This is a genomic window from Gordonia sp. (in: high G+C Gram-positive bacteria), assembly GCF_047602025.1.
GTDB lineage: Bacteria > Actinomycetota > Actinomycetes > Mycobacteriales > Mycobacteriaceae > Gordonia.
Genome location: NZ_JASGII010000001.1, coordinates 1,546,183 through 1,566,656, shown reverse-complemented (window position 1 = coordinate 1,566,656; position 20,474 = coordinate 1,546,183). Strand labels below are relative to the sequence as shown.

At 70.3% G+C, this 20,474-nt stretch carries 16 protein-coding genes, 1 pseudogene and 1 riboswitch; of the genes and pseudogenes, 9 read left to right on the top strand and 8 right to left on the bottom strand.

Features of this window, described 5'->3' with window-relative positions; all coding sequences use genetic code 11:
• Positions 1 to 26: 26 nt before the first annotated feature.
• Entirely contained in the window at positions 27 to 947 is a 921-nt protein-coding gene (locus QM728_RS07765) for an AIM24 family protein (protein WP_415031453.1), read from the top strand.
• Between the two features lie 16 nt (positions 948 to 963).
• Here the strand turns inward: QM728_RS07765 and QM728_RS07760 are convergent, their stop codons facing one another.
• Positions 964 to 1,395, bottom strand: coding sequence for an META domain-containing protein (locus QM728_RS07760; protein WP_415031452.1), 432 nt, complete (start codon positions 1,393 to 1,395; stop codon positions 964 to 966).
• A gap of 99 nt (positions 1,396 to 1,494) precedes the next feature.
• On the opposite strand from QM728_RS07760, the pseudogene secA2 reads away from it, so the two are divergent.
• The 8 genes and pseudogenes from secA2 to gcvP all read left to right on the top strand — a co-directional run bounded on the left by secA2 (position 1,495) and on the right by gcvP (position 10,694).
• A pseudogene (secA2, locus tag QM728_RS07755) lies at positions 1,495 to 3,862 on the top strand (accessory Sec system translocase SecA2).
• Between the two features lie 9 nt (positions 3,863 to 3,871).
• Positions 3,872 to 4,525 (top strand): CDP-alcohol phosphatidyltransferase family protein, encoded by a 654-nt coding sequence (locus tag QM728_RS07750; RefSeq protein WP_415031451.1) that lies wholly within the window; start codon positions 3,872 to 3,874, stop codon positions 4,523 to 4,525.
• Complete coding sequence (gcvH, locus tag QM728_RS07745) at positions 4,518 to 4,919, top strand: glycine cleavage system protein GcvH (protein ID WP_415031450.1); 402 nt, start codon at positions 4,518 to 4,520, stop codon at positions 4,917 to 4,919. Before QM728_RS07750 ends, gcvH begins: the two co-directional genes overlap by 8 nt.
• 216 nt (positions 4,920 to 5,135) lie before the next feature.
• Positions 5,136 to 5,588: a glycogen accumulation regulator GarA gene (gene garA / locus QM728_RS07740; RefSeq protein ID WP_415031449.1), complete on the top strand. Its 453-nt coding sequence runs from the start codon at positions 5,136 to 5,138 to the stop codon at positions 5,586 to 5,588.
• A 38-nt stretch (positions 5,589 to 5,626) separates the two neighbouring features.
• On the top strand, positions 5,627 to 6,301 hold the full coding sequence (locus tag QM728_RS07735) for a MerR family transcriptional regulator (RefSeq protein WP_415032855.1): 675 nt from the start codon (positions 5,627 to 5,629) through the stop codon (positions 6,299 to 6,301).
• 26 nt (positions 6,302 to 6,327) lie between these two features.
• Positions 6,328 to 6,825 carry a bifunctional nuclease family protein gene (locus tag QM728_RS07730; RefSeq protein WP_415031448.1) on the top strand — a complete coding sequence of 166 codons (498 nt, stop codon included), beginning with the start codon at positions 6,328 to 6,330 and terminating at the stop codon, positions 6,823 to 6,825.
• A gap of 187 nt (positions 6,826 to 7,012) precedes the next feature.
• On the top strand, positions 7,013 to 7,591 hold the full coding sequence (locus tag QM728_RS07725; RefSeq protein ID WP_415032854.1) for a MerR family transcriptional regulator: 579 nt from the start codon (positions 7,013 to 7,015) through the stop codon (positions 7,589 to 7,591).
• A 26-nt stretch (positions 7,592 to 7,617) separates the two neighbouring features.
• Positions 7,618 to 7,713, top strand: a riboswitch (glycine riboswitch).
• Positions 7,714 to 7,835: 122 nt separating this feature from the next.
• A complete protein-coding gene (gene gcvP, locus QM728_RS07720; protein WP_415031447.1) occupies positions 7,836 to 10,694 on the top strand; it encodes an aminomethyl-transferring glycine dehydrogenase in 2,859 nt (952 codons plus the stop codon).
• 60 nt (positions 10,695 to 10,754) lie between these two features.
• Here gcvP and QM728_RS07715 read toward each other — a convergent pair whose 3' ends face one another.
• From QM728_RS07715 to gndA, 7 genes are all read right to left on the bottom strand, one after another.
• Positions 10,755 to 11,942: a hypothetical protein gene (locus tag QM728_RS07715; RefSeq protein ID WP_415031446.1), complete on the bottom strand. Its 1,188-nt coding sequence runs from the start codon at positions 11,940 to 11,942 to the stop codon at positions 10,755 to 10,757.
• Positions 11,926 to 14,115: a malate synthase G gene (locus QM728_RS07710; protein ID WP_415031445.1), complete on the bottom strand. Its 2,190-nt coding sequence runs from the start codon at positions 14,113 to 14,115 to the stop codon at positions 11,926 to 11,928. The genes QM728_RS07715 and QM728_RS07710 overlap by 17 nt, the downstream gene beginning before the upstream one ends.
• Positions 14,116 to 14,205: 90 nt before the next feature.
• Complete coding sequence (locus QM728_RS07705) at positions 14,206 to 15,111, bottom strand: 3-methyladenine DNA glycosylase (RefSeq protein WP_415031444.1); 906 nt, start codon at positions 15,109 to 15,111, stop codon at positions 14,206 to 14,208.
• On the bottom strand, positions 15,092 to 16,156 hold the full coding sequence (locus tag QM728_RS07700; protein WP_415031443.1) for a hemolysin family protein: 1,065 nt from the start codon (positions 16,154 to 16,156) through the stop codon (positions 15,092 to 15,094). Before QM728_RS07700 ends, QM728_RS07705 begins: the two co-directional genes overlap by 20 nt.
• A complete protein-coding gene (locus tag QM728_RS07695) occupies positions 16,153 to 17,568 on the bottom strand; it encodes a hemolysin family protein (RefSeq protein WP_415032853.1) in 1,416 nt (471 codons plus the stop codon). Before QM728_RS07695 ends, QM728_RS07700 begins: the two co-directional genes overlap by 4 nt.
• Positions 17,569 to 17,582: 14 nt before the next feature.
• The gene (locus QM728_RS07690) at positions 17,583 to 19,019 is read right to left on the bottom strand and encodes a GuaB1 family IMP dehydrogenase-related protein (protein WP_415031442.1); all 1,437 of its coding nucleotides are present in this window, start codon (positions 19,017 to 19,019) and stop codon (positions 17,583 to 17,585) included.
• 3 nt (positions 19,020 to 19,022) lie between these two features.
• Complete coding sequence (gene gndA, locus QM728_RS07685; RefSeq protein WP_415031441.1) at positions 19,023 to 20,465, bottom strand: NADP-dependent phosphogluconate dehydrogenase; 1,443 nt, start codon at positions 20,463 to 20,465, stop codon at positions 19,023 to 19,025.
• Positions 20,466 to 20,474 lie beyond the last annotated feature (9 nt).

Sequence of the window (20,474 nt, the reverse complement as noted above, 5' to 3'; positions counted from 1 at the left end):
GACACGACACGATCGAGGAGCACCCGATGACGACACCCGCCGGATGGCAGCCGGACCCGACCGGACAGTACGAGGTGCGCTGGTGGGACGGCGCCCAGTGGACCGACCAGGTCGGCAGCGGCGGCCAGGTGTTCTCCGCCCCGATTGGTGCCGCCCCGGCCGGGCAACCGGCCCAGGCGCAGCCGGTTCAGCCGCAACCGGTCCCGCAGCAGGCACCCGCACCGCAGGCCCCGGTGGCCCCGGTGGCCCCGGTGGCCCCGCAGGTGCCGAGCGACCCGTTCGCCGGCATCAGCGGCGAACTCGTCGACGGCCGGTTCAGCGAGAACGAGGATGAGGCCATCGCCAAGCAGAACCAGAAGATGCTGCGCGTGCGTGTCGGCGAGCCCTTTCTGGCGCGGCAGGGCTCGATGGTCGCGTACCAGGGCAACGTCGACTTCGCCTTCGAGGGCGGCGGTGCCGCGCGCTTCCTGAAGAAGGCGCTCACCGGTGAGGGACTGCCGCTGATGCGGGTTGCCGGACAGGGCGACGTGTTCCTGGCCGACCTCGCCAAGGACGTCCACCTGCTCAAACTGGAGAACACGGCGCTGTCGATCAGCGGCAAGCACGTGCTGGCGTTCTCCGCGGGGCTGCAGTGGAACATCGAGCGGGTCAAGGGCGCCGGAATGATCACCGGCGGACTCTTCAACACGCTGCTGCAGGGCACCGGCTGGGTGGCCGTGACGACCGACGGCCCGCCGGTCGTGCTCAACGCCGCCGAGGCGCCGACCTACGCCGACACCGACGCCGTCATCGCGTGGTCCGCCCACCTGCAGACCCAGCTCGTGTCGAGCATGAAGGCCGGTGCGCTCATCGGCCGGGGCTCCGGGGAGGCCGTCCAGGTCGCGTTCAGCGGTCCCGGGTTCGTCATCGTCCAGCCGTCCGAGGGGTTGCAGATCCCCGTCGCGTGACGCCGGAGGAACGCGGCTATCCGGTGTAGCGCGTCTCGCGCAGCACCGCGGTCGTGTTGCGGGTGCGCAGCGTCAGGGTGTTGCCGCGCAGCCGGTAGCGCGGCGCCTGGCGGGTGAAACCATCGGCCCAGCCGTCGGCCATGTTGCGCGGCGGCGGGCACGCCATCATCGTCGAGGCCAGCCGGCTGAAGTGCAGGCGGTCGCCGAGCGCCTTGACCGTGCCGCTCATCTGGTTGCACCCCGCGGTCAACCCGACCCGGCCGTTGGGTAGGAAGGTCATCTTCAGCGGACCGCCGCCGGGGATGCCCGGCGTCACCGACGTCGACGTGAACGACTTGCCGAACAGGCGCGGCGCGGCGTCGGACTGGGCGGCCGGAACCGTGATCACGGCGGCGGCAGCGGCAACGGCGGCGGCGGGGACGAGGAGCTTGGCAGTCACAGAAGTCATGCGTCCAGGCTACCCGCGCCCGCTACTCGGCTACTGGCAGCGACCTGTGCGCTACCGTTGGGGTCGCTGACGCAATCGACTCAGGAGACGGATTACCCGGTGGGCAAGATTTCCAACCAGATGTGGCGGCTCCTCGGAGCCCAAAGCGGTCGCAACCAGTCGAAGTCGGTGGCGCTGATCGAGAAGGCCGCCGACCACGAGAAGTGGGCCGCCGGTCTCGACGACGACGAGTTCGCCGCCGCGGCCCGGGAACTGGAGATCGCCTCCGACCTCGTCGACCGCGCCAAGTTCCTGGCCCTGGTGCGCGAGGCAGCCGACCGGTCGCTGTCGCTGCGCCCCTACGACGTCCAGCTGCAGGGCTCGCTGCGGATGCTCGAGGGCGACGTCGTGGAGATGGCCACCGGTGAGGGCAAGACGCTGTCGGGCGCGATCGCCGCGATCGGCTACGTCCTCATCGGCCACAAGGTGCACGTCATCTCGGTCAACGACTACCTGGCCAACCGCGACGCGGAGTGGATGAAGCCGCTGTTCGACATGTTCGGCATCACCGTCGGCGCCGTCGACGAGTCGTCGACGCCGGCCCATCGCCGCGAGGTCTACGCCGGCGACGTCACCTACGGCTCGGTCAACGAGATCGGCTTCGACGTGCTGCGCGACCAGCTCGCAACCCGCGAAGAGGACCTGATCGCGCCCACCCCGGACGTGGCGATCATCGACGAGGCCGACTCGGTCCTGGTCGACGAGGCGCTCGTGCCGCTGATCCTGGCCGGCAAGGCGACCGGTGAGGCCGCCGACGCGGCCATCGCCGACGTCGTGTCGCGGATGAAGACCAAGCACTACGAGATCGACACCGAGGGGCGCAACGTCAGCCTGACCGACGAGGGCGCCGCCTTCGTCGAGGACGAATTGGGCGTCGACCTCTACAGCGAGGCGCACGTCGGCACCACGCTGGTGCACACCAACATCGCGCTGTACGCCTACTACCTGCTCGAGCGCGACGTCCACTACATCGTCCGCGACGGCCAGGTGAAGCTCATCAACGCCTCCCGCGGCCGCGTCGCCCAGCTGCAGCGCTGGCCCGACGGCGTCCAGGAGGCCGTCGAGCTGAAGGAGAAGCTGGACCGCACCGACTCCGGCGAGGTCATCGACACGATCACCGTGCAGGCGTTGATCGGCCGCTACCCGAAGGTCTGCGGCATGACCGGCACCGCGCTCGCCGCGGGCGAGCAGTTCCGCCAGTTCTACAACCTGTACGTCTCGCAGATCCCGCCGAACACCGAGAACATCCGCAAGGACGAGCCGGACCGCGTCTACGACTCCAAGGCCAACAAGGTCGAGGCGATCGTCGACTACGTCAAGGAGGTCCACGAGACCGGCCAACCGGTCCTCATCGGCACGCACGACGTCGCCGAGTCCGAGGAGCTCGCGTACTTCCTGGAGAAGGCCGGCGTCGACTGTGTCGTGCTCAACGCGAAGAACGACGCCGAGGAGGCGTCGATCATCGCCGAGGCGGGCAAACTCGACGCGGTCACGGTGTCCACGCAGATGGCCGGTCGCGGCACCGACATCCGCCTCGGCGGGGCGAAGGGGAAGGCCAAGGCGCACGACAAGGTCGCCGACCTCGGCGGCCTGTGCGTCATCGGCACCGGCCGGTACGACACCGAGCGCCTCGACAACCAGCTGCGCGGCCGTGCCGGCCGCCAGGGCGACCCCGGCAGCTCGGTCTTCTTCTCCTCCCTGGAGGACCCGCTGGTCACCCGCAACCTGTCGTTCAAGCGCGACCCGGAGTCCAACGAGCCCGACGGCTCGATGGGGCAGCGCGGCATCGAGCTCATCGAGCAGGCGCAGCGCGTCGCCGAGGGCGTCATGCTGGAGCTGCACTCGAACACCTGGCGCTACAACAAGCTCGTCAACCAGCAGCGCGACATCATCGTCGGCCGCCGGATGACGCTGCTCACCACCGACGAGGCGCTCACCAGCCTCAAGGAGCTCGAAGCCCGAGCGGTATCAGAGCCTCGTCGACGGTCGGCTGCCGAAGGTCGACGACGATGACGACGACGCCGACGACTTCAGCGACTTCGGCCCGGTGACCGAGAAGGTCAAGCCCGAGGTCCTCGAGCAGGCGGCGCGCGAGATCATGCTGTACCACCTCGACCGCGCCTGGAGCGATCACCTCGCGTACGTCTCCGACGTCCGGTCGAGCATCCATCTGCGGGCCATCGGCCGCGAGTCGCCGCTCGACGAATTCCACCGGCTGATCCTTGACGAGTTCACCAAGCTCCCGAACGAAGCCGTCGACGAGGCGCGCAAGACGTTCCGCGAGGCGACCATCACCAACGCCGGCGTCGACCTCGACAGCGCCGGCCGGCACCGCTCGACGTCGACGTGGACGTACATGGTGCACGACAACCTCTTCTCCTCCGGCGGCGCCAAGATGCTGCAGGGCATCCTGGGCGTCTTCCGCTAGGCGGCAGCGGTGGCCGAGGCGAGCAGTGACCGCGTGGTCACGGTGCCCAACGCGCTGAGCGTGTTGCGGCTCGCGCTCATCCCGGTCTTCCTCTACGTCCTGCTCGTCGCCAAGGCCGACGGCTGGGCGTTCACGATCCTGGTGCTCTCGGGCGCGTCGGATTGGCTCGACGGCAAGCTGGCGCGCTGGCTCGACCAGTCGTCGTCGCTGGGCGCGTTGCTCGACCCGCTGGCGGATCGGATCTACCTGATCGTGATCCCGGTGGCCTTCGGCATCCGCGGCATCGTCCCGTGGTGGATCATCGGCGTGCTGGTCGCCCGGGACCTGCTGCTCGCGCTGCAGATCCCGCTGTTGCGGTCGCGCGGGCTGGTGGCACTGCCGGTGCTCTACATCGGGAAGGCGGCCACGTTCGCGCTGATGAGCTCGTTCCCGTGGCTCCTGCTCGGCCAGCTCGACAACGCGGTCGGTCGCGCGGTGCTCCCGTTCGGGTGGGCGCTGCTCATCTGGGGGATTGCGCTGTACCTCTGGACGCTGGTCCTGTACTGGTACCAGCTGGTGCTCGTGCTCCGTCGCATGCCGCGGGTCGGGGCGGGCACCCTCGATGTGAACAGCGGGGGCGCACCCGCTAGCGTTGTCGCCGACGAAGGGAAGACAAGTGGCTGATTCGAAGATTCCCGCTGAGCTCCGCTACACGGTGGAGCACGAGTGGTTGCTCAAGGTCGACGAGTCGACCGTGCGACTCGGCATCACCGACTACGCGCAGGACCAACTCGGCAGTGTCGTTTTCGTGCAGCTGCCGGGTGCCGGTGACTCGGTCGCCAGCGGCGACTCGTTCGCCGAGGTCGAGTCGACCAAGAGCGTCTCGGACATCTACAGTCCGCTCGACGGCGAGGTCGTCGCGGTCAACGATGCGCTGGAGGGCTCGCCGGAGCTGGTCAACAGCGATCCCTACGGCGCGGGCTGGCTCGCGGAGCTGCGGGTGGCCGACGGCACCGCCGACGACCTGCTCGCCGGTCTGCTCGACGAGGCCGGCTACCGGGAGCAGATCGGCGAATAGTCCGCTGCCCGCGGAGTTGGTAACGACTTGGGTTCGGCCCGTCACACCGGCCCCAACTCGCGGCGTGGGATGACCGGGGCACCGGTATGATCGGCAGTGCTTGTCACAGCGATCGGTGACGAAGATTTGTGTGCATGGATGTGTTTCGCGGTGCGAGGCCGCTGGCGGTGAACCGCCGCGCCCGAGCCGCCGATGGGGAAGACGACAGGAGAAGTGGTGAGCGACAAAGACAACGGGTTTGAGGCACCGGTCGAAACGACCTCGGTGTTCCGCGAGGAGATCATCAAGGAGCTGGACGCGGCGAGCGCATCGGGCGGCGAGCCCGGCGATCTCGGGGTGGAGCGGCTCGCGCCGGGTACGGCGCTGCTGGTGGTCAAGCGCGGCCCGAATGCCGGCTCGCGCTTCCTGCTGGACCAGGCCGCAACCTCGGCCGGTCGCCACCCGGACAGCGACATCTTCCTCGACGACGTGACGGTCAGCCGTCGGCACGCGGAGTTCCGCGTGGGCGACGGCGACTTCCAGGTCGTCGACGTGGGCAGCCTCAACGGCACGTACGTCAACCGCGAGCCGGTCGACGTCGCAACCCTGGGCAACGGCGACGAGGTGCAGATCGGCAAGTTCCGACTCGTCTTCCTCGCCGGTCCCAAAGACGGCTCCGCCGCGTCGTGACCTCGCCCGCTGCGAAGCCGGGTGACGCCGAGCCGACGATGTCGATCGGCGCGGTGGTCCAGCGGCTGCGCGACGGCTTCCCGGACGTCACCATCTCCAAGGTCCGCTACTTCGAGGACCAGGGACTCGTGTCGCCCGAGCGCACCCCGTCGGGGTACCGCCGCTTCACCGAGGCCGACTACCAGCGGCTCCGGTTCGTGCTCACCGCGCAGCGCGACAAGTATCTGCCGCTGCGGGTGATCCGCGAACAGCTCGACGACATGGACCGCGAGGAGCACGGCGGCGTCACGATGCTGTCGTCGGTGCGCACCGCCGTGGCACCGGCGACCGACTTCGGCGCCCGCGGCGGCCGGATCTCCCGCGAGGAACTGATGGAGCGCACCGGCGCCGACACCGGGTTCATCACCGACCTCATGCGCAACGGCTTGCTCAGCGCCGGTGCCGGCGGCTTCTTCGACGAAGACGCCGTCCGGCTGGTGGAGGCCGCCGCGGCGTTGTCCACCTTCGGTCTCCAGACGCGCCACCTGCGCGCCTTCAAGGTCTCCGCGGACCGGGAGGCCGGCCTGGTCGGTCAGATCGCCAACCCGATCGCCAAGGGCAACGGGCCCGGCGCACGCGACCGCGCCGAGGAGCTCGTCCGGGAGATCGCCGCGCTGTCGGTGACCCTGCACACCCAGCTCGTCAAGGCCGCGGTCCGCGACATCCTCGACTGACCCCGCAGAAGTGTAGATTTGGCCCCATGGGTCAGATGGAGGTCGTCGGCATCCGCGTCGAATCACCGGCCAGTCAGCCGGTCCTGCTCCTGCGCGAGACCGGCGGCGAGCGCTACCTCGCGATTTGGATCGGGCAGAACGAGGCCGCCTCGATCGCGCTGCACCAAAAGGGGATCGAACCGCCGCGCCCGTTGACCCACGACCTGATCGTCGACCTCGTCGAGACCTTCGGCCAGAAGCTGGAACAGGTCCGCATCGTCGACATGCGGGAGGGCACCTTCTACGCCGAGATGGTCTTCGCCGACTCCGTCGTCGTCTCCGCCCGCCCCTCCGACGCGGTCGCCGTGGCGATGCGCACCGGCGCCGAGATCCATGCCGACGAGGAAGTCCTCCTCGAGGCCGGGCTGACCATCCCCGACGAGGACGAGGTCGAGGGGCCGGGGCTCAAGGAGGACGAGGTCGAGCGCTTCAAGGAGTTCCTCGACCAGGTCTCGCCGGACGACTTCAACCTCGGCGAGGAATGACCCGCGCCGAGCGGCCCGAAGGTCACGGTTCGGTCTCTACTTGAACTTTAGGGTTTCGGGCGGGCGAGTCGCGTTGCCCGCGGCGCCGCCGGATGCCTACCGTAATCGCAGACTGCCGGGCGTGACCCGGAACATCGGGCGTATTCTGATGACCAGCGATGGCGAGGAGACAACAGTGGGCGACGACATGACCCCCGGCGACGAGCGGATGGGTGCGCAGGGCTCGCTGGCCGATGTCGCCCCCGGGCTGTTCCCGGGCGACGAGGTGCCCGACGATCTCGTCGGCTACCGGGTGCCCAGCGCCTGCCAGATCGCCGGCATCACCTACCGCCAGCTCGACTACTGGGCCCGCACCGGTCTGGTCGTCCCGTCGATCCGCGGTGCCGCGGGGTCGGGTAGCCAGCGCCTGTACTCGTTCAAGGACATCCTGGTCCTCAAGATCGTCAAGCGACTGCTCGACACCGGCATCTCGCTGCAGAACATCCGCGTCGCCGTCGACCACCTGCGCAAGCGGGGCGTCGAGGATCTGGCCCGCGTGACCCTGTTCTCCGACGGCACCACCGTGTACGAGTGCACGTCCGCCGAGGAGGTCATCGACCTCCTGCAGGGCGGACAGGGCGTGTTCGGCATCGCCGTCTCCGGCGCCATGCGCGAATTGTCCGGCACGATCGCCGACTTCCCGGGCGAGCGCGCCGATGGCGGCGAGTCCGAGGCAGCGCCCGAGGACGAGCTGGCGGCCCGCCGCCGCGCGCGCAAAACCGGCTAGCCGCTCCGGTACACTGCAACTCGCGCCGCTACCCGGTGGGAGAGCGTCACCGAACCCTGGTGACCGCCGAAGGAGCAACACCTCTCCGTCAATCTCTCAGGCACCCGGACCGCAGGGCTGACGGCGTCTCTGGAAAGTGATGGGCCCGGCCCATCCGCCCACGGGGAAAGACCGGCCGCGCCGGTTCAAACTCTCAGGCACCATGACAGAGGGAGAGGACACCCCGCGCAGAGAGCCGCCGCACATGTCCTCCCACACTCCCGCCAGCCCCGTGTTCGCCGACCGCCACATCGGACCGGACGCCGACGAACTGGCGACGATCCTCGACGTCATCGGCGTCGCCTCCCTCGATGAACTGGCCCAGCGGGCCGTGCCGTCGAACATCGCCGACAGCGTCGCGGGCACCGTGCCCGACGGGCTCGCGGTCCTGCCGGAGCCGCTGAGCGAGGAGCAGGCCCTGGCCCGCCTGCGCGAGCTCGCCGACCGCAACACGGTGCGCCGCTCGATGATCGGCCTCGGCTACTACGGCACCCACACGCCGGCCGTGATCCGCCGCAACATCCTGGAGAACCCGGCGTGGTACACCGCCTACACGCCCTACCAGCCGGAGATCAGCCAGGGCCGCCTCGAGGCGCTGCTGAACTTCCAGACGATGGTCGCCGACCTCACCGGCATGGAGGTCGCCAACGCGTCCATGCTCGACGAGGCGACCGCCGCCGCCGAGGCCATGACCCTGATGCTGCGCGCCACCAAGAACAAGTCCCGCCGGCTCATCGTCGACGCCGACCTGTTCCCGCAGACGCGCGCGGTCGTCGAGACGCGCGCCGAGCCCCTCGGCATCGAGATCGTCGAGGCCCGGCTGGACCCCGCGATCGACGGCGTCGGGCTGCCGCCGGGCGACTTCTACGGCGTCATCACCCAGAACCCTGGCGCGTCCGGCCGACTGGTCGACGTCGCCCCGATCGTCGCCGCCGCCCATGAGCGCGACGCGATGGTCGCCGTCGGCGTCGACCTGCTGGCCGCGACACTCATCACCCCGCCCGGCGAGGTCGGTGCCGACGCCTGCTTCGGCACCACGCAGCGCTTCGGCGTCCCGATGGGCTTCGGCGGTCCGCACGCCGGCTATCTGTCGGTGAAGACGGCGCTGACCCGGCAGCTGCCCGGCCGCCTCGTCGGCGTCTCCAAGGACGACGACGGCAACACCGCCTACCGGTTGTCGCTGCAGACCCGCGAGCAGCACATCCGCCGCGAGCGGGCGACCAGCAACATCTGCACCGCGCAGGTCCTGCTCGCCATCATCGCCGCCATGTACGCCAGCTACCACGGCCCCGACGGTCTGCGGGCCATCGCGCGGCGGACCCACGAGCGCGCTGCCGCGATCGCCGCCGGGCTGGGCAGCGCGGTCGTCCACGACTCCTTCTTCGACACCGTCTTGGCGCAGGTCCCCGGCAAGGCGGAGAAGATCGTCGCCGCCGCGCGCGACGCGGGCATCGATCTGCGCCTCGTCGACGACGACCACGTCGCCATCGCGTGTGACGAGACCACGACCGACGACGATGTCGCCGCCGTGCTCAAGGCCTTCGGCGCGTCGGCGAAGAAGGGCGCGGCCGCCGACGTTGAAACGCGTACCTCCGAGTACCTGACGCACCCCGCCTTCCACCGCTACCGCACGGAGACGGCGATGCTGCGCTACCTGCGGTCGCTGTCGGACAAGGACATCGCGCTCGACCGCAGCATGATCCCGCTCGGCTCGTGCACCATGAAGCTCAACGCGACCACCGAGATGGAGCCGATCACCTGGCCCGAGTTCGCGAACCTGCACCCGTTCGCGCCGACCGCCGACACCGCCGGCATCCGTGAGCTGATCGACGACCTGTCCGGCTGGCTCGCCGCCATCACCGGATACGACCGGGTCAGCCTGCAGCCGAACGCGGGTTCGCAGGGCGAGTACGCCGGACTGCTCGCCATCCGCCGCTACCACCTCGCCAAGGGCGACTCCCAGCGCGACATCTGCCTCATCCCGGCCAGCGCGCACGGCACCAACGCGGCGTCGGCGGTGATGGCCGGCATGCGCGTCGTCGTCGTGGCCTGCCGTGAGAACGGCGACGTCGACGTCGACGACCTGCACGCCAAGATCGCCGAGCACGGCCCGCAGCTGGCCGCGACGATGATCACCTATCCGTCGACGCACGGCGTTTTCGAGCACGCCATCGACGACATCTGCGCCGCCGTCCACGACGCCGGCGGTCAGGTCTACATCGACGGCGCCAACCTCAACGCGCTGGTCGGCGTCGCCCGCCCGGGGCGCTTCGGCGGCGACGTCAGCCACCTGAACCTGCACAAGACGTTCTGCATCCCGCACGGCGGCGGCGGCCCCGGCGTCGGTCCGATCGGCGTCCGCGAACACCTCGCGCCCTATCTGCCCGGCCATCCGCTGGCGCCCGAGCTGGGTTCTGACCTCACGATCAGTGCGGCGCCGTACGGCTCGGCGTCGATCCTGCCGATCACCTACGCCTACATCGTGATGATGGGTGCGGCGGGCCTGCGCCGCGCGACGCTCAGCGCGATCGCCTCGGCCAACTACATCGCCCGCCGCCTCGGCGAGCACTACCCGGTGCTCTACACCGGCGACGGCGGCTGGGTCGCCCACGAGTGCATCCTCGACCTGCGCGAGTTGACCAAGGAGACGGGCGTGACGGTCGACGACGTCGCCAAGCGCCTCGCCGACTACGGCTTCCACGCGCCGACGATGAGCTTCCCGGTCGCGGGCACCCTGATGGTCGAGCCGACGGAGAGCGAGAACCTCGCCGAACTGGACGCCTTCTGCGACGCGATGATCGCCATCCGCCGCGAGATCGACCGCGTCGGCGCGGGGGAGTGGCCGGTTGAGGACAACCCGCTGCGCGGTGCGCCGCACACCACCGAGTGCCTCGTCGGCGAGTGGGACCACCCGTACACGCGCGAAGAGGCGGTCTACCCGAGTGGACTGCCGTCGGCCGGTGCGCGCCCCAAGGCGTGGCCCGCGGTGCGCCGCATCGACGGCGCCTTCGGCGACCGCAACCTCGTGTGCAGCTGCCCCCCGATCGACGCCTTCGCCGAGTAGGCGACGATCAACCCGGCCTTGTCACCGGATTCCGATGACAACGCCGGGTTGATCAATGGGTCAGCTGGGGTAGACCAGCTTGTTGATCGACACCGCCGCCGCTGGCTGCGTCTTGAGGACGCGGCGCACCGGCCGGTACACGACGGATGCGTTGCCCTTCGGCAGCGGCCGGCGGGCGGCACGGTAGCCCAGGGCGGTCAGCACCGCGATCTGGGCCGGCTGCTTGGCGAACTCGAGGAAGCTCGCCACCCCGTCGGACTGGGCGGTGCTGACCTGCTCGCCCGACAGCCGCACCACGGGATAGTCGGCGACCGGGGTCGCCCCGCCCGGGCGCGCGGCACGGATCTTGGCGGCCATCTCCGGCGTGGACTTGGTGACCTGGAAGAGCTGCTGCTCGGTGATCGGCACCGCGTGCAGGCCCTTGCGCTGATCGCCCTTGCTCATGGCCGACACCGTCGCGGCGGCCGTGCCGTCGGGAGCCTTGGGCGCCGATGACAGCACGGCGTTGACGCCGCTGGTGACGGCGGTGGTCTTCACCTTGGCGGCGGTGAGCTGACCGGGCGTGCGGGCGATGCCCGCGGCAATCGCCTGCGCCGCCAGCGCAGTGGCGTCGGACGAGGCCCCCGTGGGCATGGCGAGGCGTAGCGAGCCCCACGCGGGCAGCCCGTACTCGGCCAGTGCGTCACTCTGCTGGGTCAGTGCGGGGAGCTTGCCCCACGCGAGCTTTCCGCGCACCTTCGCGGCCAGTGTTCCGGGCAGCGCCAGCACCACCGGTGAGGTGACCAGCGAGTCCGGTGCGCCCTGGGCGTCCTGGGGCTTGCCGACGGCGAGCTCGGCCGCCCAGATGGAGGACTGCGGAATCCAAGCGGCGGGGTAGGCGCCCATCGCCTCGGTGTCCCACTTGCCGCGCAGCGCGCCGACGGTGATCCGTGAATCGCCGGCCCGGACCTGGACGTTCACGCAGTGGTCGCGGACCACCGGGTGGGTGTCGTTGTAGCGCTTGGCGATCTCGCCGAGTGCCTCGGCGATGTCGGGGCTGGCGATGATCGGCACGTCGGCCTTGCCCTCGACGCATTTGCCGGCGGCCTGGTCGGCCTGGTCGCCGATGCGGTCGCGGGCCTCGAACCAGCCGACGCCGAGCCCGAGCACCAGCAGGGTGCTCAAAATGATCGCCAGCAGGGTGCGCGTGCGGCGCCGCGACTTCGGTCGCTGCCCGGTGATGTCCGGGACGTTAGGCAGACGCGCCATTGGCTGCCTTGTACTCGCGACGGCGACGGTGCAGGATCGGCTCGGTGTAGCCGCTGGGCTGCGCCGCACCCTCCAGGATCAGCTCCTTGGCCGCCTGGAACGCGATGCTGGAGTCGAAATCGGGGGCCATCGGCGTGTAGTCCGGGTCGTCGGCGTTCTGCCGGTCGACGACCGGGGCCATCCGCTCCAGCGCCGCGACGATGTCGTCGGCGGAGACGATGCCGTGGCGCATCCAGTTCGCCAGCAGCTGGCTGGAGATGCGCAGCGTGGCGCGGTCCTCCATGAGTGCGACGTCGTGGATGTCGGGCACCTTGGAGCAGCCGACGCCGTGGTCGATCCACCGGACGACGTAGCCCAGGATCGACTGGCAGTTGTTGTCGAGCTCCTCGCGCTTCTCCGCATCCGACCAGTCGGCCTTCGGCGCGAGCGGAATCGTCAGGATGTCGTCGACCGAGGCCGGCTTGCGCTTGGCGAGCTCGTCCTGGACCGCGAACACGTCGACGTCGTGGTAGTGCATCGCGTGCAGCGTCGCCGCCGTCGGCGAGGGCACCCACGCGGTGGTGGCGCCGGCCTTGGGCTGGCCGATCTTCGTCGCGACCATGTCGGCCATCAGATCGGTCATCGCCCACATGCCCTTGCCGATCTGGGCCTTGTGCTGCAAACCGGCGGCCAGGCCGACGTCGACGTTGTTGTCTTCGTAGGACTTGATCCACTGCTGCGACTTCATCTCGCCCTTGCGGATCATCGGGCCGGCCTCCATCGAGGTGTGGATCTCGTCGCCGGTGCGGTCCAGGAAGCCGGTGTTGATGAACACCACACGGTCCTGTGCGGCCTTGATCGCGGCCTTGAGGTTGACCGTCGTGCGGCGCTCCTCGTCCATGATGCCGACCTTGAGGGTGTTGCGGGGCAGGCCGATGACGTCCTCGACGGCGCCGAACAGGTCGCTGGTGAAGGCGACCTCGTCGGGGCCGTGCATCTTCGGCTTCACGATGTAGATCGAGCCGCTGCGCGAGTTCTGCAGGCCCTCGGCGGAGAGGCCGTGCTTGCCGATGAGGGAGGTGACCAGCGCGTCGAGGATGCCCTCGGGGACCTCGTTGCCGTCGGCGTCGAGCACCGCCGGGTTGGTCATCAGGTGGCCGACGTTGCGGACGAACAGCAGCGAACGCCCGTGCAGCTCCAGGTCGGAGCCGTCGGGGGCGGTGTAGACGCGGTTAGGGTTGAGCGTGCGGGTGAAGGTTTTGCCGCCCTTGGCCACTTCCTCGGCGAGGTCGCCGCGGTTCAGGCCCAGCCAGTTGCGGTAGCCGACGACCTTGTCCTCGGCGTCGACGGCGGCGACCGAGTCCTCGAAGTCCATGATCGTGGTGATCGCGGACTCGAGCTCGACGTCGGAGATGCCGGCCTTGTCGGTGGAGCCGACCGGGGACTTCGGGTCGAAGAGGATGTCGACGTGCAGGCCGTTGTGGCGCAGCAGGATCGACTCGGGCGCCAGGGCGTCGCCGCGGTAGCCGACGAAGGCGGTCGGGTCGGCGAAGGTGGTCACCTCGGTGTCGCCACCCAGGACGACGTTCACCTTGTCGCCGTCGATCACGTAGCGGGTGGCGTCGGCGTGGCTGCCCTGCTCGAGCGGCACTGCGGTGTCGAGGAACTTCTTGGCGTAGGCGATCACCTTGTCGCCGCGCACCTTGTTGTACGACTTGCCCTTCTCGGCCCCGCCGTCGGAGGGGATGACGTCGGTGCCGTAGAGCGCGTCGTAGAGCGACCCCCAGCGGGCGTTCGCGGCGTTGAGCGCGAAGCGGGCGTTGAGGATGGGGACGACCAACTGCGGGCCGGCGGTCTCGGAGATCTCCGCATCGACGTTCGCGGTCCCGATCTCGAAGTCCTCGGGCGGGGTGACCAGGTAGCCGATGTCGGTGAGGAACTTCTTGTAGGCGTCGAAGTCGACCTTGCCGTTCTCGGCGGGGTGGTCGCGGTGCCACTGGTCGATCTGGCCCTGCAGGTCGTCGCGGACGGCGAGCAGCTCCCGGTTGCGGGGCGCGAAATCGCCGACGACCTTCGCCGCACCCGCCCAGAACGCGTCTTGGTCTACGCCGGTGCCGGGCAGCGCCTCGGTGTTGATGAAGTCGTAGAGCACCGGGGAGACCTGGAGTCCGTGGACGGTGACGCGGTCAGACATGTCAGCCTTTCGGGAGAGCGATCCGGACAGATAAGCGCAGATAGACAGCGCGACGAGCCGGGATACATGCTACTCCCTCGCCTCCCCGGGCTACTCGGCGGTAGCCGGACGTTCGAGCGGATCGAGCACACCCGTCAACGACTCGACGGCGCCGAGCAACCGCTCGCGCACGAGCCCGCCGGCGGCGGCGAGGTCCCGCTGGTGGGCGACATACTCCGCCCGCCCGTCGGCCGTCTCCACGCGGATCGGTTCGTACCCGAGGCCGGTCAGGTCGTAGGGGCTGGCGCGCATGTCGATCTCGCGCGCCCGGTAGGCGAGTTCGAAGGCGTCGGCGACCAGGTCCGAGGCGACCAGCGGGCTCAGCTTGGCGCCGATCCGGTAGAGGTCCATCGTGGCGTGCAGGCACCCCGGCTGCTCGTGGCGGAGCTGGTCGGCGCGGGTCAGCACGGTCGCGTTGCGGTCGTGGGCCGCGTCGGTGAAGAAGCGGAAGGCGTCGAAATGGGTGCAGACGAGCTGGTTGGCCTCGACGACCGCGTCGGTTCCCGCCGGGCCGAGCCGCAGTGGCAGCCGGTGCCGAGGCGCGTCGGAGCGGTAGACCATCGCCCACTCGTGCAAGCCGTAGCAGCCGTAGCGGGGCGCTCGCGCGGCCGTGGCCGCCAGGAGCGCCCGCGTGGCCAACAGGGTGCGACGGCGCTTGCCGAGGTAGTCGCGGCCGACGGTCGCGCCGCCGCTCACCGTCGTGTAGCCCCGGGTCGACGCATAGGGGTGCTCGCCGTCGGGCGGGTCGGCCAGTACGACGCCGAATCCCGGGTGCCAGCGGCGCAGCTGCGCGGGCCGATACGGGTAGTACGTGAACAGGAAGTCGACGACGGGGTGCGCCGCGCCGCGACGACGGCCGGAGAGATAGCCGCCGATCAGCGCGTCGACCCGGGCCCGGTGGCACTGCGCGGCCAGGGTCCACTGTGCGGCGGTGAGTTCAGAGCCGGTTGGTGTCATCGGCGACGGTGCCCAACAGGTCCTCGACGAGGTCGGCCAGCGCGGCCAGTCCGATGGTCGCCCCGGCGGCGTCGACGACGGCGGCCAGGTGTGAGCTCGTGCGGCGCATGTCGGTCATGGCGTCGTCGAGCTCGGTGGCGGCGGCGATCGTCGGCAGCGGGCGGATCTGGTCGGTACCGATGATCGTCCCGGGCCCCCGGTCGTCGTCGACGATCGCGCCGAGGACGTCCTTGAGGTGGAGGTAGCCGGAGAAGGAGCAGTCGGCGGCGCGCACGGGGAAGCGCGAGTAGCCGGTCGCGGCGACCGCTTCTTCGACCGCGGCGAGGGTCGGGCCGTCGCGACCGGGAGCGGCGTCGACCCAGCGCACCTCGGTCATCGGGATCATCACGTCGCCGACGGTGCGCCCGACGCTGGCCAGCGCCCGCGTCAACCGCTCGTGCTCCTCGTCGTCGAGCAGGCCCTCGTCGCGGGACTCGCTGATCATCACGGCCAACTCGGTCTGCGACACCGTCGAGTCGAGTTCGTCGCGCGGGGTCACCCGGAGCAACCGGAGCGAGAGGTTGGCGAGCAGGTTGTAGAAGCCGAGGATCGGGCGGGTCAGGCGGACGAACAGCAGGTGTGCCGGGACGAGCAGCATCGCGGCGCGCTCCGGTCCCGCCAGGGCGATGTTCTTCGGCACCATCTCGCCGAGCAGGATGTGCAGGACCACCACGAGCATCAGGGCGACGGTGAAGCTGATTGGGTGCAGCAGGCTGTGCGGGATCGAGGCCCAGTCCAGGGGGCGCTCGAGCAGGTGCGCGATCGCCGGTTCGCCGACGCGGCCGAGCAGGATCGAGCAGATCGTGATGCCCAGCTGGGCGCCGGCGAGCATCACGGTGAGCCGTTCGGACGCGCGCATCACGGTGCGGGCACGCGAATAGCCGTCTTCGGCCAGGGCCTCGAGCCGGTCGCGGCGCGCCGAGATGAGGGAGAACTCCGCGGCCACGAAGAACGCGTTCGCGGCAAGGAGGAGGATCGTCAGTCCGACGGCGGCCCAGTCGTTCACGAGGCCACCTCTTCGGTCGCGTCGCCGGCGGCCAGCGGCTGCAGCGACACCAGGTCGATCCGCCGGCCGTCCATCGCGGTGACGCGGGCGCGCCAGTGCTGCAGCGGCGGCGAGTACCGGGTCGTCGGGCGGTCGCCGGAGCCGTCCTCGTCCTCGTCCTCGCCGGACCGGGGCCGCGACACGAGTTCGACCTCGTCGCCGACGGCGGGGATGCGGCCGAGGTGGAACATGACCAGGCCGCCGAGGGTGTCGTAGGCGCCTTCCTCGGCGCGCAGGCCCGTGGCGTCGTCCAACTCGTCGAGCCGGAGCAGGCCCGAGCACACGAAGCCGTCACCGTCGGCGGTGACCTCCTCGTTCTCGTCGTCGTGCTCATCGGTGACCGAGCCGACGATCTCCTCGATGACGTCTTCGGTGGTGACGATGCCGGCGGTCCCGCCGTACTCGTCGATGACGACGCACACCTCGAGCCCGCCGGCGGCGAGCTGCTCGACGACCGCGTCGCCGTCGAGGCTGGCCGGAACCGTGGCGACCGGCCAGACGATGGTGTCCAGGCGGGTGGTGCGCAGCTCGTCGTGCGGCACCGAGAAGGCCTGCTTGATGTGGACGATGCCGACGAGGTTGTCCAAGTCCCCCTCGTGACAGACCGGGAAACGGCTGTGGCCGGTGTCGGCGGCGACGCGGACCAGGTCGTCGACGGTGTCCTCGGGGCCGAGGGTCGTGACGCGCACGCGCGGGGTCATCAGGTCCTCGGCGGTGAGTTCGCCGAAGCGCAGCGACCGGTCGACTAGGACCGCGGTATCGGCGTCGATCGCACCGTGCCGCGCCGAGTTCCGCACCAGCGAGGCGAGTTCCTGGGGCGAGCGCGCCGACGCGAGTTCCTCGGCCGGCTCGATGCCCAGCCGGCGGACCATCCAGTTGGCGGCACCATTGAGCCCGTTGATCGCCAAGCGGAACACCGCGGAGAACGCGACCATCGGCGGCGCGGTGAGTCGCGCGGTGGCCAGCGGGCGCGCTATCGCCAGGTTCTTGGGGATGAGCTCGCCGAGCACCATCGACAGCGATGTGGCCAGGACCAGCGCCAGGCCGGCCGAGAGCCACCCGTCCCAGCTGTCGGGCACGTGCAGCCGGCGCAGGACCGGGTCGATGAACCGCGCCAGGACGGGCTCGGCGAGGTAACCGGTGATCAGCGTGGTGATCGTGATGCCCAGCTGGGCGCCGGAGAGCTGGAACGACAGGCTTCGATGGGCGCGCTCGACCTGGCGCGAGCGCAGGTCGCCGTGCGTCGCAACGTCCTCGGCGATGGTCGAGCGCTCCAGCGCCGTCAAGGAGAATTCCGCGGCGACGAAGACGGCCGTGCCGACGGTGAGGGCGATGAAGCCGATGACGGCGGCCGTCGTCGCGGCGATGCCCAACCAGTCCACCGCGGTCACCATCCGCCCGGCAACGGGCGGCCCTCGGCGAAACCGGCCGCCGACTGCACGCCCAGGACGACCTTGTCGTGCAGCTGCGGCAGGCTGCGCGCCCCGGTGTAGGTCGCGGTCGAGCGGACGCCCGAGCAGATCTGGTCGATGAGGTCCTCGACGCCGGGACGCGCCGGGTCGACCCGGATGCGCGAGGAGGAGATGCCCTCCTCGAAGAGCGACTTGCGGGCGCGGTCATAGGCGCCGTCGTCGGCGGAGCGGGCGGCGACGGCGCGTTTGGACGCCATGCCGAAGCCCTCCTTGAACATGCCGTCGGCGTCGACCAGGAGCTCGCCGGGCGCCTCGTACGTCCCGGCGAACCAGGAGCCGATCATCACGTTCGACGCACCCGCGGCAATGGCGAGTGCCACGTCGCGCGGGTGACGGACACCGCCGTCGGCCCAGACGTGAGCGCCGAGCTCGCGGGCCGCGGCGGCGCACTCGACGACGGCCGAGAACTGTGGTCGGCCCACGCCGGTGACCATCCGCGTCGTGCACATGGCGCCCGGGCCGACGCCGACCTTGACGATGTCGGCGCCCGCCTCGACGAGGTCGCGGGTGGCGCCGGCGGCCACGACGTTGCCGGCGACGAGGGGCAGGCCCAGCTCGGCACGGGCGACGGCGCGCAGGGCGGTGATCATCTTCTCCTGGTGGCCGTGCGCGGTGTCGACCACGAGGACGTCTGCGCCCGCCTCGGCGAGCTGCTCGGCGCGCCCGACGACGTCGCCGTTGATCCCGACCGCCGCGGCCACCCGCAGGCGGCCCGCATCGTCGACGGCGGGGGAGTAGAGCCCGGCGCGCAGCGCGCCCACGCGGGTGAGGACGCCGATGAGACGGCCGTCGGGGCCGGTGAGCACGGCCAGCTCGGCGTGCTGCTCGACGAGGGCGTCGAAGACGTCGCGGGGCGCGGTGCCGGCGGCGAGCCGCAGGAAGCCCGGATCGAGCACCGTCGCCACCCGGCTGAAGCGGTCGACGCCTGTGAAGGAGTCCTCGGTGACGACGCCCAGCGGTACACCGTCGTCGTCGACCACGACGGCCGCCCCGTGTGCGCGCTTGGTGAGCAGTGCCTGGGCTTCGGCGACCGACTTGTCCGGCGCGAGGAGCACCGGCGTCTCGGCGACCAGGTCGCGCGACTTCACGTAGGCGATCTGCTCGGCGGCGGCGGGAATCGGCAGGTCCTGGGGCAAGACGGCGATGCCGCCGCGCCGCGCGACCGTTTCCGCCATGCGGCGGCCCGCGACGGCGGTCATGTTCGCCACGACGATGGGGATGGTCGTGCCGGAGCCGTCGACGGTGGTCATGTCGACGTCGAACCGGGAGGCGACGTCAGACCGGTTCGGGATGATGAAGACGTCGTCGTAGGTGAGGTCGTACTCCGGCCGGTTCCCGCTGTGAAAGCGCATCGATCAAGCGGTGACTTCGGAGCGGTCTCCGCTCCAGAGGGTGTGGAAGCTGCCCTCGGCGTCGACGCGGCGGTAGGTGTGCGCGCCGAAGTAGTCCCGCAGCCCCTGCGTCAGGGCGGCCGGCAGGCGGTCGGCGCGCAGCGCGTCGTAGTACGACAGCGACGAGCCGAAGGCCGGCACCGGGATGCCCATGCTGGCGGCCGTGGCGACGACCCGACGCCACGAGTCGATGCCCGACTCGACGGCGTCGCGGAAGTAGGGGGCCAGCAGCAGCGACGGCAATTCCGGGTTCTCCGCGTACGCCTCGCGGATGCGGTTGAGGAATTGCGCGCGGATGATGCAGCCGCCGCGCCAGATGGTGGCGAGGGCGCCGGGGTCGACGTTCCAGTCGTACTCCTTGCTGCCCGCGGCGATCTGGTCGAAGCCCTGTGCGTAGGCGACGACCTTGGAGGCGTACAGCGCGTTCTTGATGTCGTCGACGAAGGTGGCGGCGTCGGTGGGGGCGGCCGCGACCTGGCCGGCGGCCAGGCCGTGGGCGGCGTCGCGCTGCGCGCGCGAGCTGGACAGCGCGCGGGCGAAGACGGCCTCGGCGATACCCGTGACCGGGATGCCCAGGTCGAGGGCGGACTTGACGGTCCAGCGGCCGGTGCCCTTCTGCCCGGCCTCGTCGACGATGACGTCGACCAGCGGCTTGCCGGTTTTGGCGTCGACCTGGTCGAGAACCTCGGCGGTGATCTCGATCAGGTAGCTGGCAAGCTCGGTGGAGTTCCACTCCTTGAACACCTTGGCGATGTCGGCGACCGGCATGTCGAGGGCCTTGCGCAGGAGGTCGTAGGCCTCGCCGATGAGCTGCATGTCGGCGTACTCGATGCCGTTGTGGACCATCTTCACGAAGTGCCCGCTGCCGTCGGGCCCGATGTGGGTGCAGCAGGGCTCGCCGTCGACCTGCGCCGCGACCTTCTCCAGCATGGGGCCGACGGCCCGGTACGACTCCGCGGGTCCGCCGGGCATGATCGCCGGGCCGAGCAGCGCGCCCTCCTCGCCGCCGGAGATCCCGGCGCCGATGAACAGCAGGCCGCGCTCGGCCAGGCTCTTCTCGCGCCGGATGGTGTCGGTGTAGAGCGCGTTGCCGCCGTCGATGATGATGTCGCCCGGTTCGAAGACCGTCGCGAGCTCCTCGATGACGGCGTCGGTCGCATCGCCCGCCTGGACCATGATCAAGGCGCGGCGCGGGCGCTCGAGGGCGGCGGCGAACTCGGCCATCGTCTCGGTCCGCACGAAGTCGCCGTCGCCGCCGTGGTCCGCGAGCAAGGCGTCGGTCTTGGCGATCGAGCGGTTGTGCACGGCGACGGTGTAACCGTTGCGGGCGAAGTTGCGGGCGATGTTGGAGCCCATCACGGCGAGGCCGGTGACTCCGATCTGGGCGGTGGCGGAAGGCGCAGTCATACCGGTCAG

Bases quoted from the DNA above. Each gene is read 5' to 3' on its own strand.
- QM728_RS07725 (WP_415032854.1), top strand. From the start codon at position 7,013: ATGACCCCCGGCGACGAGCGGATGGGTGCGCAGGGCTCGCTGGCCGAT.
- QM728_RS07690 (WP_415031442.1), bottom strand. From the start codon at position 19,019: ATGCGCTTTCACAGCGGGAACCGGCCGGAGTACGACCTCACCTACGAC.
- gndA (WP_415031441.1), bottom strand. From the start codon at position 20,465: ATGACTGCGCCTTCCGCCACCGCCCAGATCGGAGTCACCGGCCTCGCC.
- QM728_RS07765 (WP_415031453.1), top strand. From the start codon at position 27: ATGACGACACCCGCCGGATGGCAGCCGGACCCGACCGGACAGTACGAG.
- QM728_RS07710 (WP_415031445.1), bottom strand. From the start codon at position 14,115: ATGTCTGACCGCGTCACCGTCCACGGACTCCAGGTCTCCCCGGTGCTC.
- QM728_RS07735 (WP_415032855.1), top strand. From the start codon at position 5,627: ATGTCGATCGGCGCGGTGGTCCAGCGGCTGCGCGACGGCTTCCCGGAC.
- QM728_RS07730 (WP_415031448.1), top strand. From the start codon at position 6,328: ATGGGTCAGATGGAGGTCGTCGGCATCCGCGTCGAATCACCGGCCAGT.
- QM728_RS07705 (WP_415031444.1), bottom strand. From the start codon at position 15,111: ATGACACCAACCGGCTCTGAACTCACCGCCGCACAGTGGACCCTGGCC.
- QM728_RS07760 (WP_415031452.1), bottom strand. From the start codon at position 1,395: ATGACTTCTGTGACTGCCAAGCTCCTCGTCCCCGCCGCCGCCGTTGCC.
- gcvP (WP_415031447.1), top strand. From the start codon at position 7,836: ATGTCCTCCCACACTCCCGCCAGCCCCGTGTTCGCCGACCGCCACATC.
- QM728_RS07715 (WP_415031446.1), bottom strand. From the start codon at position 11,942: ATGGCGCGTCTGCCTAACGTCCCGGACATCACCGGGCAGCGACCGAAG.